Consider the following 16,283-nt stretch of genomic DNA (forward strand, 5'->3'; position numbering starts at 1 on the left):
TTGTTACTGGTTTTGATTCTTGAGTTTCTCTTCGAATTTCTTGTAGAATTCGGTCGCAAAGGCACGAAGGTCGTTCGCCTGATCGGCCCAGGGCGTGGCACGCTGATAGGTATCCGCCATGGTCATGAAGGTCTGATAAAAGAAATCAGCCATTTCATCCACCATCATCTCCTTGGTCCAGAGATCGATGCGCATGGCCGTACGGTCGGTTCCATCCCAGAAAGCCACCATCATGGCCTTCGCCTTATTCATTTTGTCTGCGGTACTGTCGGTAGCCGTCCACTCAATGGACTCGGGCACTTTCTGCTCATCGAGCCCTACCTGTATCTGTATGGTAGATTTTTTAGTCATGTACTTTTTATCGGTTTGAGTCGCAAAAATAAGCAATTACCGGGCAAAGTCAGGAAGTGACGATCTGCCCGAGGGTTTCGGCGGCATCATCCCAGCTGGGAACGCGGCCAATATGGTTCAGAAGGCGGCTGCGCAGCATCTCGTCTTTATACAGCGCGCTCATCTTTTCAGAAAGATCTGTTACATCGTCGGGCACTGAATTGAGGGCGGCATCCCCACCGGCTTCCGGCGAGGCTCCTGCATAAAGTGCCACGGCAGGCACCTGGCATTTCTGCCCGGCAAGTACAGGAACCGCCATGGCATCGGCCCCGGCGGTATGTACAATGGCATATGCGCCTCCGGTAAGCCGGGCCAGTTTCTCCTGGTCAGCATCCTTCACCCAGATAACATCCTGCCGGAACTTGTATGTCTGAAGCGCCTGCACAATGTCTTCACCTTCATCAGTAGCCCTGCCCGCCAATACCAGCTTAATGCTGGAACGGAGCCGCTTTTTAAGCATGGAAAAGGCTTTGAGGAGGGGGATGATATTATTCGAAGGGTCTATACTGCCTACGGAGAGGAAGTACTCCATCCCATCGGCATATTCCCTTTTCACTTCTTCTCTTTCTTCCCAGTTCAGGGGTATATAAGCCTCGTTCCCACCCGGTGTCAGCATTTCAATCTTTTCTGCCAGACGCGGGAAGCGGTTCACCAGCTGCTCTTTTGCAAATTCGGAGAACACGAGCACTTTCCTGAAACGGCGGATGTTTTCGTCGGTCACCGGGCCAAAAGGCAGAGTGCTCTTACGGGTCATCACGAGAAAAGCGGGGGTATCGAGGGGAACGGGCAGCACTTCATCGAAATACAAAACCCTGTCGGCCCGGAGCTTCTTCAACATGCGCGGCCACTGATAGCTCCGCCAGAGGTAGTTCCCCAGCTTCCCTTTCAGGATTGGCCTGGTAACCGCCACTTCCACATTCAGCGGCAAGGGATCGGCAGGGAGCCAGGCTTTCCCGGCAACAAGCACAAATTCCGTTTCCGGGTGCAGGCGCGCAATCCGGACCAGCATTTCGGTAGACACATTCCCCGTATCGGCAGGTGAATCCTGGATAAGGGGAAGCGCATTCACAGCTATACGCATTTAAATCGATTGAATCAGGGCACAAACCTAAATAAAAAAAGGGTGTTCCCGGCCGGGAATCCCCTTTTTACTTTATGGAAGCAGTACTTAAATGGTCTTGTTCATAACCCCGAATCGGTAGGTTTTCGTATTCCCCGGCTTGTTATTGCTGGTAACAGTCACCACAATATCTGCCACCTGCCGTTTGGGAAGGTTGATCAGGGAAACACTAACCGTTCCTTCCTTGCTTTTGTACGCCGGGTTCTGGGCAATTACAGCTCCCGAAGGATCTGTAGCCGTGATGGTAATGGTAACCCCTTCCGGCGGAAGCGGATTTGAGATCAGCTTGATGGAAAACTCCAGCGTAGCGCCCTGAGCGGCATTATCGTCCCGGTTAAGATGGATCCCCGGCAGCTCTGCCTGTAATTCCGCTTCTTCTGCCGGCTTGGGAACCGGATCACCGCTTTTCTTCTTTTTACAGCCCGGCGCTACCAGAACGAAGGCGCACATTAACAGAAAGAGGGATCGTGTCAGGTACATGCTATGGTTATTAATTATACTTAAAATTAAAAATAAATATAATACTCATCAAATTTTTCCACGGACGTCCATAGCATCACGTAATCCGTTCCCCAGCAGATTGAAAGCCAGTACAAGCAGCATGATGGCCAGTCCCGGGGCGAGGGCCAGCAGCGGATTGTGTGTTATGATGAAATTATAGTTCTCCTTGATCATGAGGCCCCAGGAAGGTTGCGGCGGCTGAACCCCTACTCCGAGGAAGCTAAGGCCTGCTTCCACCACGATGGCTGTGGCGAAATTACCGGCAGCTACCACCATCACAGGCCCGAGGATATTTGGCAGAATGTGGCGCACAATGGTGCGGGTATGCCCGTAGCCCAGTGCACGGGTGGCTTCCACGAACTGCAGCTCCCGGAGCCCCAGCACCTGCCCCCTGATGATGCGCGCCACGCTCACCCACATGGTAAGCCCCACTGCTATGAACACCTGCCAGAATCCTTTGCCCAGTGCCAGTGTGATGGCGAATACCAGCAGCAGCGTGGGCATGCTCCAGATCACGTTTATCAGCCACATCACCCCTTCGTCTGCAGCTCCGCGGAAATACCCCGCCACAGCGCCCAGCAGAATACCAATGGTAAGAGATATCAATACAGCGATGCAGCCTACGCTCAGACTTACACGGGTGCCTACAAGCAGGCGGCTGAGAATGTCGCGCCCAAACTTATCGGTACCGAGGTGGAAGGTTTGCCGAAACAGATGCTCCTGTGTTATAGCCTGCTGTGCAGCGGAAATATCTGTAATAACTGAATCCTTCCCATACAGCACATGCGCCAGCGGGTAGCTTTCGGTGGCAGTGGTTACTTCATCCACATACTTTTCCACTACGATTGAATCTTTGGAAAACCGCCAGGACGAAACCGGCACCAGTACATCGGAGGGTGTTTTACCATATATGAGGCGGTGAAAAAATCCTTCTTTTTCCGGGGCATGCGCCTGCTGAACGGAAAGCATGTGAACAGAGAAACCGGGCTTTTGCCCGCTTATCTCCAGCACCATCCGGTTGGCATACGACGTACCGTCGGGCGCAAGGTAATATGCGAATACTGCCGCCAGCAGCGCCAGAATAATGACGGCCAGTCCTGCCACAGCGCCTTTATTGCGCCGGAGCCTTTTCCATGCCTGTTGGGTAAATGCATCCATGCTGTTCCCAAAATAGCGTAAATACAAGACATTTTTACCGCTTTGCCTGCGCGTTTTTTTTCATTTATGATGAAGGCGAATATATAAGGCCATATACGCCACATGCTCTTTTGTGATCACACGAAAATCAACATGCGCACATGAATCCGTACAATAGCAGGGGTACCAAATTGCGTAATTTCTGACAGACAGATACCATTCCCAACGAGAATAACAGCTTAAGACACGACACAGATACCTGAGATTTTTATGCTTGAGACGTAACCAGTTTAGTGAACAATCCCTGGATAATCTATACCCGATTTTATAATCATCATTAAACGACACAGTTTATGGAAACACTCCAATTGCCGCAGATTTTCTGCCCCTTCCCTTCTATGCTCAATCCTTTCGCAAAAGAAGCCGAAAAACACACAGCAGAATGGGCCAGCCGGTTTGGTCTGGTAAAATCAGAAAAAGCGAAAGAACGCTTTAACCGCGCCAAATTCGCCATGCTTTCTTCCCGCGCATTCCCTTCCGCCGGGCGTTTCGAATTGTGCATTGCCGCAGAATTCAACACCTGGTTGTTTTTGCTGGACGACAAGAACGACGAGTCCATGTTCGGTAAACTCGATTTCCTGCAAATGGTTCATTCCTTCGTAAGCCAGATCCTCCGTAACAATACGGTGGTGGCGCCGGAAGAAGGGATGGCGCTGGCAGACAGCTTCGCCGATCTCTGGAAGCGTATGCGCCGCCTTGGCAACACTGCATGGCAGCAGCGTTTCGTGAAAAGCATGACCGATTACCTGGACGCCTGCCTTTGGGAAGTGAAAAACCGCATGGCCCACAAAGCACCTTCAGTAGCGGATTACATCGAAAAGCGCCCTTACACCGGCGCACTGTATGCCGACATCGAGCTCATTGAGATCCTCGAAAACATTTATTTGCCCGACGAAGTACGCAACCACGAAGTGGTGCAGCAGTTATCCCTCGCCTGCAACAACGTGGTATGCTGGGCCAACGACCTGTTTTCGTTCGACAAAGAACGGCGCCAGGGCGATGTTCACAACCTCGTGGTGGTATTAAAAGAAGAAAGAGCGCTAACGCTGGAAGCAGCCGTAGCAGAGGCCGCCCGCATGCACGACAACGAAGTGCGCCGGTTTATTGAATTGAGTGAATCGGTGCCATCGTTCGGAGAAGAAGTGAACGACGAACTACAGCGTTACATCAGTGTCCTGAAAGCCTGGATGAGGGCTAACCTCGACTGGAGCTTCGGCGACACTGCAAGGTACCGTATGCACATCCGTGAAACTGCCAGTGGCAACTGGCTCATCTCCCGGATCTGATCTGACGAAAAAAAAGGGGCGGCTAATGTACCTGCCGCCCCTTCCATTCGTAAGTTCCGAATTTGCCCAGCCATCCGGCCAGTACAACGTAAATGATATGAAAAGGTTGTCCGGGTATGAACCACGGAAGGAGCGATCCTTTGCTGAAAAATGCGGCAACGGGTATGAGGAAAAGTAATTCCAATACCACTTTATACGCCATCAGCCACAGGATCCACATGCGCAGCGCCGGTGTAAAAATGGCCACTATGGCCATCAGCAGCAGCATTACATTCCAGAGGTATACGATCACCAGCACACGGGTAATCCGCTTGTCTTCATACTTATCTGCCTTCGACGACCAGCGGATGCGCTGATTCATAAAACCTTTTACGGTATCAACCGGCAGCGTGCGAACAATAGCGTCGCGCGATTTGAGATAGTGGATACTGCCGGGGTAAGCGTGAGAGATTTTGTACATGAGCAGCATATCATCTCCGGAAGCGATCATATCGATGCCGGTGAAACCGCCTACTTCCTCGAAAGCCTGCTTTTCATAAGCCAGGTTGGCACCGTTGCACATGGTCCCCGATTCGAGGTATGCCACTGCTCCGGTGATACCCTGCATGGTCATGAAGTCGAGCGACTGCAGCTTCTTGAAGAAGTTGGTTTCTTTATAATACGCCACTGGTGCGGCAATGAAGCGGGGTTTGTGGGTTTCGTAACATTTCACGATGGCTTCGAGCCACTTGGGGCCCATCACACAATCAGCATCCGTTGTTACGATCAGGTGGCCGGTAGATGCGGCGATGGCCGTTTCGATGGCTTTCTTCTTATAGGAATTAAGGCGCTCTTCCGGGCTGAGATGATCCGACATGCGGATAACACGCATGTTGGAAGCCGGAAAATAGCGCACAGTATCTGCCGTGTGATCGGTAGAGAAATCGTCTACCACAATCACTTCAAACAGATTTGAAGGGTAACTCTGTTGCTGAAGGGCTTCCAGCAGCGGGGGAAGATTGCGTTCTTCATTACGTGCCGGGATAATAACCGACACTTTCGTGTTAAACGTATAAGCGTGAGCGGAAGGGTCGAAATTCTTCAACCGGCTCCAGCCATAGAGATACGACAGCATTAATATACCGTACAATAAAGCAAGCCCGAGCGTGATGATCAATAAAGCAGTCATTTCCTATGTAGTCGAAATATTTTTTCTAATGATGAATCCCAGTGATTCCGAAATTAACTGATGCCCTTTGTCGAGCACCAGCACCTGGCATGGAAAAGAGCCGTCGGCAAACTTTTCTCCGATGACGGGGGGGATCACGCGGTCGTATTTACCGAATATCAGCAACGTGCTGATATGATGCTGCGCCATGAGGCGTTTACAACGCTTTTTATGGGGCAGCATACGCCGCATGATGGTCCAGACATTATACACAAGCTGCCTTTTCTCCGGGCGGTCCATCCGGTGGAGGGCAAATTTGTAGACGCTTTCGTTCAAAAGGCCGCTTCGGCGCCAAAAAGTCAGCAGGCGAAAAAACAGCGCAGGATTGCGGGTGTTGTACGAAAAGATCCGGTTTCCCAATATGGTTCTGGTGGCAAACATATGCCATGGATTGTTCTTCAACCCGTCGGGCGCCGCAAGGATGAGGTGCCTGATCCTGTCTGCCATCTGTTCAACGATGCACAGGGACAGCCTTCCGCCCATACTATAACCCAGGAGGGAGAACGTTTGTTTGCCGGTTCTTTCCAATATTTTTTCCGTGAGTGCTGCAAGGTCCCGTTTTTCCATAGGCCGGCCTTCCTTCCAGACCGTTTTCCCGTGAAAGGGCATATCTAACGCAACGATAGTAAATATATTGCCCAATCCCGCATCCATACAACGAAAGTGCGATGCACTCTCCCCGAAGCCGTGGAAGCAGATCAGCAGTTCTTCCCCCTCACCGGTCTGCATGCCGGAAAAGGTACTGTCAAGATATGATAGACTGAACTCCATGGGGTGTTTTCGGGAATGCGAATTTATAACATTATGCCCCGGAATCATAATTTGTCAATTCCCATAAACTCGGTAAATTACGAGTAGACTAAAAAAATCATGCAAAATGGATACCGCGGTAAATAGCAAAGCAGCCCTGAAAGGGGCGGAGTTTCTCGTGAAAGACGCATCCCCCGCAGACGTTTTTATTCCGGAAGATTTCTCGGAAGAACAGCTGATGATTAAGGAAATGGCTGAAACTTTCATTGCCCGTGAAGTAACACCGGTGATTGACCGGCTCGACAAACTGGAGGAAGGGCTCATGCCTTCCCTGCTGGATAAGGCCGGCGAACAGGGCCTCCTGGGTGCAGCTTTCCCCGAAGAACTCGGCGGGCTGGGTAAAGATTTCATTACCGCAACACTGATAAATGAAGCCCTTGGCGCCGGGCACTCCTTTTCCGTAGCCATGGCCGCCCATACAGGGATCGGATCGCTCCCTATCCTCTATTTCGGCACCGAAGCGCAAAAACAGCGCTTCATACCCAAACTCGCTTCCGGTGAAATGAAGGGTGCTTACGCACTTACTGAACCCAACTCCGGGTCCGACGCGCTCAGCGCCAAAACCACTGCTAAACTGACCGACGACGGCAAGCATTATATCCTCAACGGCCAGAAGATCTGGATCACAAACTCAGGATTCGCCGATGTGTTCACCGTATTCGCCAAAGTAGACGGCGAGCACTTCACCGGATTTATAGTAGAAAAAGGTACCCCCGGCTTTACCCTCGGGCCCGAAGAACATAAAATGGGTATCAAGGGTTCCTCTACCCGGCAGATCTATTTCCAGGACGCTAAAATACCTGCCGAAAACGTGCTGGGGCAAATCGGCAAAGGGCATCTCATCGCCTTTAACATCCTGAACATAGGCCGCCTGAAACTCTGCGCTGCCACGCAGGGAGGTGCAAAAGGAAGCCTCAACATTTCTATCCAGTACGCCAAAACGCGCGAACAATTCAAACAACCCATCGCCAACTTCGGCGCTATAAAGCATAAACTGGCCGAAATGGCCATTCGTATATGGGTATGCGATTCCGCCCTCTACCGTACCGCGCACCTGATAGATCAGCAGGAGCACGAACTGCTCGCCGCCGGTAAAGTATTCAACGAAGCCCTGCTTGGCGCCGCAGAAGAATATGCTGTGGAATGCGCCATCCTCAAAGTAAATGGCTCCGAAGTACTCGATTTTGTGGTAGACGAAGGCGTGCAGATTCACGGAGGCAACGGCTTCAGCGATGAATACGTTATTTCCAAAGCTTACCGCGACTCCCGCATCAACCGCATCTTCGAAGGCACCAACGAAATCAACCGCCTCCTCACGCTCGACATGACGCTCAAACGTGCCATGAAAGGTAAGATCGACCTCATGACTCCCGCCATGAACGTTCAGAAAGAACTGATGAGCATTCCCGATTTCGGCAGTGAAGATGAAAGTGCTTTTGCCGCGGAAAAGAAAGTGATCGCCAATCTGAAAAAGGCCATCCTCCTCTCCGCAGGCGCCGCAGCGCAGAAACTCATGATGAAGCTGGAATCCGAACAGGAGATCCTTATGAACATTGCCGATATGGCCATCGAAACATTCGTGAGTGAAAGCGCCCTGCTCCGCCTTATTAAACTCACCGAACAAAGAGGAGAAGCCGCCACCGCCCTCCAGGCAGATATCGTACGCACTTACCTCACCGATGCTGCAGACCGTGTGCATAAATCCGGAAGGGATGCGATCAACGGTTTCGCAGAAGGCGATGAACAACGTATGATGCTCCTCGGCCTGAAACGCTTTACCAAAACAACTCCTTTCAATACTAAAGACGCACGCCGCCGTATTGCCGACAAACTTATCAGTGACGGTAAATACTCTTTTTGAGGAGCGGCAACCCGTTAACAATTGAATTAGATAACTTTACAAGGAACAGGCACACTGCTTGTTCCTTGTTTTTTTAGGACTTTAACCAGCGCTATGTCGAATCGGAAATTAGGGAGCCTGCTGCTTGCGGTCTGTATCACCGCACCCGCTCTGGCTCAGGAGAAAAGCTTTCTGCGCCTTACCCAGCCGGGAAAATCTAATAACAGCGTATCTGCCGCAAGGCAATTCCTCGTTGGGGCAACCTGCAAATCGTGTCAGGTATTCGTCAACGATGAACCCCAGAAAGTTTACCCCACCGGTGCCTTCGCAATAGAAGTAACCCTCAGGGAAGGCGGTAACGAATTCCTGTTGAAATCTATAGGCCCAAATGGCGATTCTACTCAGCGCTCCGTTTGGTACAGCTACAACATACCCCAGGCGCCGCAGCCCGTTTCCAGCGTCAGCATTGCTTCTATCCAGACATTTCCTGCAGGCAACCTTACTGTTGCCCCCGGCGATATCATTCGCATCCGTGTGAAAGCCATACCCGGAGGTACCGTGAGGCTGGGCGATGCCATCACGCTCAGCGAACTCCCCGTGAGCGATCACCAAACCATGCCCGGCATCTACCAGGGCACCTACACCGTACAGTGTGCCGACCCGCTCATTCAGGGTAAGCAGCTGCCGGTATCTCTCGAATTCGAAGGCACGCGCGTCAACCGATTTACGCCCAATATATTCACCCTCCGCGATCCGCAGGCACAGCCACTGGTGGGCAAAACCACCGGCGATGATCCAATCCTGAAATACGGATTGGGTGAAGACCGCCTCGGCGGTGCACGCATGGGCAGCCTGGATACCGGCGTAGTACTGAACATTACCGGCAAAGCCGATGGTGATTACCGTGTTCAGCTGTCTAAAACCCTCAGCGCCTGGATTCCGCAGGAATTTGTGAAGCTCCTGCCGGCAGGTACCTTCCCGCCATCATCCCTCACAGGGTCGTGGCGGGTATGGGGCGACGACCGTTTCGATTATGTGACCGTAGGTCTCAACACCAAACTGCCTTACCGGACTATCCAGCAAAACGACCCGGCACGGATCGTTATTGACATTTTCGGCGCCACGTCCAATACCAACTGGATCACCCAGCTGGAAAATACCAAAGCCATTAAAAACGTGTATTACGAGCAGCCGGAAGATGATATCCTGCGCGTGGTGATTGAACTGAAGCATACCCAGCACTGGGGCCACCAGGTGTATTACAACGGCAGCATATTAACCGTAAAGGTGAAGCGCCCGCCTTCCAAACCGGGCCTCGGTAACCTTACCATTGCAGTAGACGCCGGCCATGGCGGGAGGAACCTTGGTGCGCAGGGGCCTACCGGGGTATATGAAAAGGAAATGGCACTGGCAGTATCAGTGGCCCTGCAGCAGGCCCTCCAGGAGGCAGGCGCCCGCGTGGTGATGACAAGGGTGAATGATTCTTACGTAGACAATGGCTACCGCGTAGTATCCTACCGGGATAAAGACCCTGATCTGCTGGTAAGCATCCACCTTAATTCCTCTGCCGACCCCATCCGCATCCAGGGCACCAGCACTTACTACAAGCATATCGGCTTCCGCCCGCTGAGCCAGCACATCTATAAACGCCTGCTGGAACTGGGCCTGAAGGAATTCGGGAACGTAGGCAGCTTCAATTTTGCATTGAACAGTCCTACCGAATACCCCAACGTATTGGTGGAAACCCTGTTCCTGAGCAATCCTGAAGATGAAATGAAGATCCTGGACCCGGCCTTCCGCCGCGAAATGGCAGGGAAGATCGTGGAAGGGATTAAAGATTTTGTGGAAGAAGGATATGCAGGATCAGCTAAAAATACCGTGGCATTAAACCCATGATCTTCAGCTATAAAGAAGGGTTACTGTATACTTAAAGAAGGGTTAATGTATATAAAATGGTACTAAACCCAATGCAGTAAAGGAAAAGCGCGGATTTATATACTATAGGGTACCATTACAGTAAGATTTGAGTAAGTATGCATTTGTGCCCGGATAACCCCTGAGATATGAACAGAAATGGCCCCCGCAGAGGGAGCCATGTAATACCGGTGAAGGTATTTCCATATCCAGAACGATTCTTTGCGCGGGATGCAGTGGTTAATATTAACACGTATGCGTCCTCGCCGTAAGGCGGTTAATTTCTCATGTCTTGTTAATTGTAAACCGGGAAAAGGGGCCGGGCTTTCTGGCCCGGACGGAAGCCGGTACCACATTACAAAGGTGCCCAATTGACAGGATGGCGGCAATACCCACAAGTGAGTATTTTTCCCCGGGAACATATACCCTACCATATTAGTAGATTAATCATTATCTTTGCTGGACAGCGAAAGGGGGATATTTCGTATCTTTAACCTTATCCGTTGATAAGATACGATCTTATGAGCCAACTGGTAGAAGAATTTGACGCATACCGGAGCAAAATGAATGAAGTGATCCTTGGAAAGCAGAACCTGGTGATCAACCGGCTGTTCAACCTGGATACAAATACATATGCCGAAGGCACCTTACCTGTGAAAACGAAGGAATTGCTGGGCCTGGTGGCTTCTATGGTGCTCCGGTGCGACGATTGCATTAAATATCATCTGGGAAAGTGCCATGAGCAGGGAGTATCCACACAGGAAATATACGAGGTTTTTGCGGTGGCGAATATAGTAGGCGGCACAATTGTAATTCCTCATACCAGGCGCGCAGCGGAATATTGGGAAGAACTGATCAATTCGTAACTTTACATTCCAAACTTTATATATACAAATCAATGTCAACAGCTACTGCTTCTCCGCAGCCATTAACGGCAAAAGATTTTGCAACCGACCAGGAAGTTCGCTGGTGCCCGGGTTGCGGGGATTACTCCATATTAAAACAGGTGCAAACCATTATGCCCGGCCTGGGCATACCCCGTGAAAACATCGTGATCGTATCCGGCATCGGATGCTCATCCCGTTTTCCTTATTACATGAACACATATGGCATGCACTCGATCCACGGGCGCGCCACAGCAATCGCCTCCGGCCTCAAAGCCACCAGGCCTGAGCTGAGCGTTTGGATCGTAACGGGCGACGGCGACGGGCTTTCCATCGGCGGTAACCACACCATCCACCTGCTGCGCCGTAATTTCGATGTGAACATCATGCTGTTCAACAACCAGATTTACGGTCTTACCAAAGGACAATACTCCCCTACTTCAGAAACCAATAAAGTCACCAAGAGCACTCCATACGGCAGTATCGACCATCCGTTTAACCCCATGGCACTTGCACTGGGGGCAGATGCTACGTTTATTGCCCGTAGTATGGACCGCGATCCCAAGCACCTCCAGGAGATGCTGAAACGCAGCCATGCTCACAAGGGTGCTTCTTTCCTCGAAATCTATCAGAACTGCAACATCTTCAACGATGGCGCTTTTGAAGTATTTACAGAGAAGTCCAGCAAGGCAGACAATTCCCTGTTCGTTGAGCAGGGCCAGCCGCTGATCTTTGGTGCACAGAAAAACCTGGGTATACGCCTCGACGGGCATAAGCCTGTAGTGGTAGATCTGAACGAAGGACAGTTCAGTGCTTCCGACCTCTGGATTCACGACGAACAGGATTTCGGCAAAGCACAGATCCTCACCCGTATGTTCGACGATGCCCGGATCGAAGGGCACCTGCCCCGTCCGTTTGGGGTGTTTTACCAGATCTTCCGTCCTACCTACGACGAAATCATGGCCGCCCAGCTGGAAGAAGCCACTGCAAAGCGTGGTCCCGGCAGCCTCGATAAACTCCTGGCAGGTAATGAAACCTGGACAATCGCTTAATACATTCACGAGTTATTATATCAAAGGCCGCATACATTGCGGCCTTTTTTTATATCAGGATTTCCGATTTGACGGAGTTCCTTTCTCACTGCGTAATACAAGCCACCAGCATATAGCTACACTGATGTTGATCTCCGATTTCCGGAGATGCATTTTTATGCCGGGAAGATTCTTTACCGGATATTTGAATTGTTAACCTGCCCGATAATTATTTAAACCATTGTTTTATGAACCTGGATTCTTATCCGGTGATTTCATCTGAAGATTTGTTAACACATACTTTTATAAGTGAGGGCCCGAAAGGGCAGATATTGAAACGAATCGAATTTCAATGTTGTGATCAAAACCAGTTTAACCTGGCCTTTGGAAACTGGAAGAATGCAAATCAAACATTGGATGATTTAGCGCGGAGTAATAATAATGATCGCGATAAAATTCTTGCTACCGTGGCCAAGGCAATTATGCTTTTCCTGGATGCATTTCCGGATACAAGAATTGAAGTCCGTGGCAGCACTTCATCGAGAACAAGATTATATCAGATTAAAGTGGTACAGCATTTACTTAGAATTCGGGAAAATTATGTTGTTCAAGGTTTAAAAGATAATGAATGGAAAAACTTTGACAGCAACGAGAACTACTCAGCATTATCGTTAATCACCAGAACTGAGGTCAAATGAAACGGATGCTGTTACGTCAATAAATGCTTGTGATACTTGTTTACTCAAAAACAAATTAAATCATGAAAAAAGAAACAAAGAAGGAAGAAAATCAGGAACCGTTTGATCTTAAAAAATGGATGGAAAGAGAATCTGCAAATGACAAAATAATGCCAAATGATTATTTTCCTGATTCCAGCAACCATCCATTCTTTAAACGAAAAAGGGAAGAGGCAATTAAATTTGCAGCCAAACATCCTCACCGCTAAATACTAAAAAAGTATTTGCACCTCCTGCTGTGCCTGATGCTATGCAATTTAAAGGTGTGCATTCAACAGTTTGATTGCACACCTTCAAAATAAATACGTGAATTACTAGTGCGAAAAATCACCACCACCAAAGAGCACCTGGTATAGCAGTGCAAGGCCGAAGATGATCATGCATACTCCGGCTATGCGGTTGAGCCAGTGTACATTGGTAAGTGTGAGTTTATGACGGATTTTGTCGGATACGAATACTTTGAGAACATCGGCTGCCAGTACAAACAATAAGCAAACGCTGTACATGGTAACCCGGTAGCTGACATCCAGCGGGGCATTGGCCACACATACGCCCAGCCAGAACAGGATCACTCCCGGGTTAAGGGTATTCATGAGGAAGCCCCCTAACCAGATCTTGGCATAATCGCGTGTACGGAACATTTCCGGACGCTCATCACCTGTGGTAAGTCTTACCTTTTTAAAGAACAGGCCATAAACACCCATGCAGATGAGGAGGATGCCCCCGCTGATTCCAATGATCCGTGTATGGCTTCCTAAATTGCTGATAAAAGATGATGCAAGATTCCCCAGCAGTACAAACATGATATCACTGGCGGATACGCCGAGGGCAAAACTAATCCCCGCACGCCATCCGTTGCTGATGCTGTACTTAATAATAGCGAAAATCACCGGTCCTACCGAGACCGATAAAAACACGCCTAAACCTAACCCTGCGATAATGGCGGCAGTCATTCCCGGAACGCTTAGGCTTTAACGCCTGCTTTGGTGATGAGGAATTGTTCCCAGTCTTTGAGCTTTTCGCCCTTCAGTACGCGCGGGAACTTGTTCATGGCTCCTTCTTTGCCTTTACAACGCAGGTAATCGATAAATACCTCGTTAGGCATGATTTCCACGAAAATATCTTTCAATGCGGAGGTTCTTTCCACCGCATAGTCGTCGTTTACCTCGCTAAGGGTCTGATCAATGATCTCCCTTACTTTGGCGGCATCTACATTGGATGCATCAGTTCCGATGTACCACCGGTGAGCAAAAAGATTCTCGTAAGGGAACCCTGCCACAGTGAACTCGCGGATGGTAATACCCAGCTTCTTCTGCACGGTATCGATCGCTTTGTTCATGTTATCGATACTCATATGCTCACCCGCCAGGCTCAGGAACTGTTTCGTACGGCCTACAATCACGATCTCATGCTCCTTCACGGAAGTGAACTTCACAACGTCGCCGATAAGGTAACGCCATGCACCGGAGCAGGTAGAGAGCATAACGGCGTATTCCTGATCTTCCACCACTTCATGAATCATGTATGATTTGGGATTCGGCTTTACTTCACCGTCCGCATCAAAATTCTCTTCGTTGAAAGGAATGAATTCATAGAAGATACCCGTGTTCAGTACCAGCTTAATGCCTTTAACTCCCGGGCGTGCCTGGAAGCCGAAAGAGCCTTCGGAGGCCATGTAAGTCTCAATGAAGGTAATGGGCTTACCCAGCAGGCGCTGGAAGCTGTCGCGGTAAGGCTCAAAGCTCACCCCGCCATGGATATATATAGCCAGGTTAGGCCATATTTCATGAATATGCTTAACGTTATGGTACTTGATGATTTCTTCGAGTACGATCTGTACCCAGGCAGGAACACCGCAAACCGTACCTACATCCCACTGGGGGGCTTTCCGTACGATCAGCTTGATACGCTGTTCCCAATTGGGCTTACGGGAAATCTGGTTGCCGGGTTTATAAAAGCGGCGGAACCATTTGGGGATATTCTTGGCCTGGATGCCACTCATATCTCCTTCATAGTAATCCCCTTTCTCAAACAGGCTGGTAGTGCCCCCGAGCATGAGGATACCCTTGGTGAACGATTTCGGCGGTACGTTAAAGTTAGCCATGGAATACAGCTGCTTCACACCCACCTTTTTCACCGTCTTCAGCATGTCCCTAGTTACAGGAATATGCTTGCTGGCAGATTCTGATGTTCCGGAGCTAAGGGCGAAGTACTTGATCTTCTCCGGCCAGCTTACATTGGCTACCCCTTCCAGGCATTTATACCACCACTCGGAATGCATCTTGTTGTAGTTATGCACAGGCACCGACTGCCGGAAACGGGTTACCCAATTGGGGGCATGCAGGATGTCCTCAAACTGATAATGTTCGCCGAACTGCGTATGCTTCGCTTTTTCCATCAACCGGCGCAATACCTGCATCTGGTATTGTCGCGGTGTCCCCAGTTTAAAAGTGAACTGTTTCCTGATTCTGAGGGATCTGGATATAAGGTTACCAATAATGGCCATTAATCGCGGATTCTAGTTTTAAAAAGCAAAAATAGTTAATTCGTTGTAATTCGGGGAAGTTGGCTAAGCTTCGTACATTTGCGCCATGTTGAAAACTACGTTACTCAAAGCTACTGAAGCCGGGGCAAAAGTTTTGCAGGAATATTTTAACGGTACTTTCACGATTTCCCATAAGAGTACGGTCAACGACCTGGTGACCGAGGCTGATAAAAAGGCTGAAGAAGCCATCATCAACGTTATCCGGGCAGATTACCCCGACCATTTTATCCTTAGTGAGGAAGCCGGAGCCCTTGAAACTGCCTCCGATATTAAATGGATCATCGACCCTATCGATGGTACCGTCAATTTCGCCCATGGCATCCCCCTCTGCTGCGTAAGCATCGGGGTAGAGCAGGATGGCGAAATGATCCTCGGAGCCGTGTATAACCCGGTTATGAACGAGCTGTTCTTTGCCCAGAAGGGCTTTGGAGCCACGCTCAACGACCGTAAAATCTCCGTTTCCGCTAAAGCCAACCTGGCCAATGCCTGTCTTGTAACCGGTTTCCCATATCAATTCGAAAACTCCACCCGCAACCCTATGGCTACCCTCCAGTCGTTCGTACAGCAGGGCCTTCCCGTACGGCGCCTCGGCTCCGCAGCCATCGACCTTTGCTGGGTTGCCTGTGGCCGATTCGACGGGTTCTGGGAACACCACCTTAACGCATGGGATTCCGCTGCCGGATACCTCATTGTTCAGGAAGCAGGCGGGAAAGTGACAGATTTCGAAGGAAAAGCTTATTCCCCCTACCAACCGCACATCCTCGCTACCAACGGCCATATTCACCAGGGCATGCTGGAAGCGATCAACCGTATTCAATAAA

General features: G+C 50.0%; 16 protein-coding genes. 8 read left to right on the forward strand and 8 right to left on the reverse strand.

The annotated features are described in order from the left end of the window. Positions 1–3: 3 nt before the first annotated feature. The 4 genes from gldC to DEV76_RS03490 all read right to left on the reverse strand — a co-directional run bounded on the left by gldC (position 4) and on the right by DEV76_RS03490 (position 3,169). Positions 4–351, reverse strand: a complete 348-nt coding sequence (gene gldC / locus DEV76_RS03475; RefSeq protein ID WP_109695102.1) for a gliding motility protein GldC — start codon at positions 349–351, stop codon at positions 4–6. 49 nt (positions 352–400) lie between these two features. After that, a complete protein-coding gene (locus DEV76_RS03480) occupies positions 401–1,471 on the reverse strand; it encodes a glycosyltransferase (protein WP_109695105.1) in 1,071 nt (356 codons plus the stop codon). An 87-nt stretch (positions 1,472–1,558) separates the two neighbouring features. Next, positions 1,559–1,990 (reverse strand): hypothetical protein, encoded by a 432-nt coding sequence (locus DEV76_RS03485; RefSeq protein WP_157962696.1) that lies wholly within the window; start codon positions 1,988–1,990, stop codon positions 1,559–1,561. Positions 1,991–2,038: 48 nt separating this feature from the next. After that, positions 2,039–3,169 carry an ABC transporter permease gene (locus DEV76_RS03490; RefSeq protein ID WP_109695108.1) on the reverse strand — a complete coding sequence of 377 codons (1,131 nt, stop codon included), beginning with the start codon at positions 3,167–3,169 and terminating at the stop codon, positions 2,039–2,041. A gap of 332 nt (positions 3,170–3,501) precedes the next feature. Between DEV76_RS03490 and DEV76_RS03495 the strand changes: the two genes are divergently transcribed. Beyond that, positions 3,502–4,494 (forward strand): terpene synthase family protein, encoded by a 993-nt coding sequence (locus DEV76_RS03495; protein WP_109695110.1) that lies wholly within the window; start codon positions 3,502–3,504, stop codon positions 4,492–4,494. A 22-nt stretch (positions 4,495–4,516) separates the two neighbouring features. Here the strand turns inward: DEV76_RS03495 and DEV76_RS03500 are convergent, their stop codons facing one another. Both DEV76_RS03500 and DEV76_RS03505 read right to left on the reverse strand, forming a co-directional pair. Next, positions 4,517–5,662 (reverse strand): glycosyltransferase, encoded by a 1,146-nt coding sequence (locus DEV76_RS03500; RefSeq protein WP_109695112.1) that lies wholly within the window; start codon positions 5,660–5,662, stop codon positions 4,517–4,519. A 3-nt stretch (positions 5,663–5,665) separates the two neighbouring features. Then, a complete protein-coding gene (locus DEV76_RS03505) occupies positions 5,666–6,472 on the reverse strand; it encodes an alpha/beta fold hydrolase (RefSeq protein WP_157962697.1) in 807 nt (268 codons plus the stop codon). A 106-nt stretch (positions 6,473–6,578) separates the two neighbouring features. On the opposite strand from DEV76_RS03505, the gene DEV76_RS03510 reads away from it, so the two are divergent. The 6 genes from DEV76_RS03510 (at position 6,579) to DEV76_RS03535 (ending at position 13,126) form a co-directional block, all read left to right on the forward strand. After that, positions 6,579–8,372, forward strand: a complete 1,794-nt coding sequence (locus DEV76_RS03510; RefSeq protein WP_109695116.1) for an acyl-CoA dehydrogenase family protein — start codon at positions 6,579–6,581, stop codon at positions 8,370–8,372. A gap of 93 nt (positions 8,373–8,465) precedes the next feature. Then, a complete protein-coding gene (locus tag DEV76_RS03515) occupies positions 8,466–10,247 on the forward strand; it encodes an N-acetylmuramoyl-L-alanine amidase (RefSeq protein ID WP_109695118.1) in 1,782 nt (593 codons plus the stop codon). A gap of 539 nt (positions 10,248–10,786) precedes the next feature. After that, positions 10,787–11,131 carry a carboxymuconolactone decarboxylase family protein gene (locus DEV76_RS03520; protein ID WP_109695120.1) on the forward strand — a complete coding sequence of 115 codons (345 nt, stop codon included), beginning with the start codon at positions 10,787–10,789 and terminating at the stop codon, positions 11,129–11,131. 32 nt (positions 11,132–11,163) lie between these two features. Next, a complete protein-coding gene (locus DEV76_RS03525) occupies positions 11,164–12,201 on the forward strand; it encodes a 2-oxoacid:ferredoxin oxidoreductase subunit beta (RefSeq protein WP_109695122.1) in 1,038 nt (345 codons plus the stop codon). A gap of 227 nt (positions 12,202–12,428) precedes the next feature. Further along, positions 12,429–12,878 (forward strand): DUF6934 family protein, encoded by a 450-nt coding sequence (locus tag DEV76_RS03530; protein WP_109695124.1) that lies wholly within the window; start codon positions 12,429–12,431, stop codon positions 12,876–12,878. A gap of 62 nt (positions 12,879–12,940) precedes the next feature. Beyond that, positions 12,941–13,126, forward strand: coding sequence for a hypothetical protein (locus tag DEV76_RS03535; RefSeq protein ID WP_109695126.1), 186 nt, complete (start codon positions 12,941–12,943; stop codon positions 13,124–13,126). 105 nt (positions 13,127–13,231) lie between these two features. On the opposite strand, the gene DEV76_RS03540 is transcribed toward DEV76_RS03535, so the two are convergent. Both DEV76_RS03540 and DEV76_RS03545 read right to left on the reverse strand, forming a co-directional pair. After that, positions 13,232–13,870, reverse strand: a complete 639-nt coding sequence (locus DEV76_RS03540; RefSeq protein ID WP_109695128.1) for a LysE family translocator — start codon at positions 13,868–13,870, stop codon at positions 13,232–13,234. Positions 13,871–13,881: 11 nt separating this feature from the next. Next, the gene (locus DEV76_RS03545) at positions 13,882–15,423 is read right to left on the reverse strand and encodes a GH3 family domain-containing protein (protein ID WP_109695130.1); all 1,542 of its coding nucleotides are present in this window, start codon (positions 15,421–15,423) and stop codon (positions 13,882–13,884) included. 85 nt (positions 15,424–15,508) lie between these two features. Here DEV76_RS03545 and DEV76_RS03550 point away from each other — a divergent pair, with 85 nt between their 5' ends. Continuing rightward, positions 15,509–16,282: an inositol monophosphatase family protein gene (locus DEV76_RS03550; protein ID WP_109695132.1), complete on the forward strand. Its 774-nt coding sequence runs from the start codon at positions 15,509–15,511 to the stop codon at positions 16,280–16,282. Position 16,283: the final 1 nt, after the last annotated feature.

The organism is Chitinophaga deserti (assembly GCF_003149455.1).
In the GTDB taxonomy this organism is placed as follows: Bacteria; Bacteroidota; Bacteroidia; order Chitinophagales; family Chitinophagaceae; genus Chitinophaga; species Chitinophaga deserti.

What these genes read in the sequence shown, in the direction of transcription:
- gldC (WP_109695102.1), bottom strand. Translation starts at nt 351, where the DNA reads ATGACTAAAAAATCTACCATACAGATACAGGTAGGGCTCGATGAGCAG.
- DEV76_RS03480 (WP_109695105.1), bottom strand. Translation starts at nt 1,471, where the DNA reads ATGCGTATAGCTGTGAATGCGCTTCCCCTTATCCAGGATTCACCTGCC.
- DEV76_RS03485 (WP_157962696.1), bottom strand. Translation starts at nt 1,990, where the DNA reads ATGTACCTGACACGATCCCTCTTTCTGTTAATGTGCGCCTTCGTTCTG.
- DEV76_RS03490 (WP_109695108.1), bottom strand. Translation starts at nt 3,169, where the DNA reads ATGGATGCATTTACCCAACAGGCATGGAAAAGGCTCCGGCGCAATAAA.
- DEV76_RS03495 (WP_109695110.1), top strand. Translation starts at nt 3,502, where the DNA reads ATGGAAACACTCCAATTGCCGCAGATTTTCTGCCCCTTCCCTTCTATG.
- DEV76_RS03500 (WP_109695112.1), bottom strand. Translation starts at nt 5,662, where the DNA reads ATGACTGCTTTATTGATCATCACGCTCGGGCTTGCTTTATTGTACGGT.
- DEV76_RS03505 (WP_157962697.1), bottom strand. Translation starts at nt 6,472, where the DNA reads ATGGAGTTCAGTCTATCATATCTTGACAGTACCTTTTCCGGCATGCAG.
- DEV76_RS03510 (WP_109695116.1), top strand. Translation starts at nt 6,579, where the DNA reads ATGGATACCGCGGTAAATAGCAAAGCAGCCCTGAAAGGGGCGGAGTTT.
- DEV76_RS03515 (WP_109695118.1), top strand. Translation starts at nt 8,466, where the DNA reads ATGTCGAATCGGAAATTAGGGAGCCTGCTGCTTGCGGTCTGTATCACC.
- DEV76_RS03520 (WP_109695120.1), top strand. Translation starts at nt 10,787, where the DNA reads ATGAGCCAACTGGTAGAAGAATTTGACGCATACCGGAGCAAAATGAAT.
- DEV76_RS03525 (WP_109695122.1), top strand. Translation starts at nt 11,164, where the DNA reads ATGTCAACAGCTACTGCTTCTCCGCAGCCATTAACGGCAAAAGATTTT.
- DEV76_RS03530 (WP_109695124.1), top strand. Translation starts at nt 12,429, where the DNA reads ATGAACCTGGATTCTTATCCGGTGATTTCATCTGAAGATTTGTTAACA.
- DEV76_RS03535 (WP_109695126.1), top strand. Translation starts at nt 12,941, where the DNA reads ATGAAAAAAGAAACAAAGAAGGAAGAAAATCAGGAACCGTTTGATCTT.
- DEV76_RS03540 (WP_109695128.1), bottom strand. Translation starts at nt 13,870, where the DNA reads ATGACTGCCGCCATTATCGCAGGGTTAGGTTTAGGCGTGTTTTTATCG.
- DEV76_RS03545 (WP_109695130.1), bottom strand. Translation starts at nt 15,423, where the DNA reads ATGGCCATTATTGGTAACCTTATATCCAGATCCCTCAGAATCAGGAAA.
- DEV76_RS03550 (WP_109695132.1), top strand. Translation starts at nt 15,509, where the DNA reads ATGTTGAAAACTACGTTACTCAAAGCTACTGAAGCCGGGGCAAAAGTT.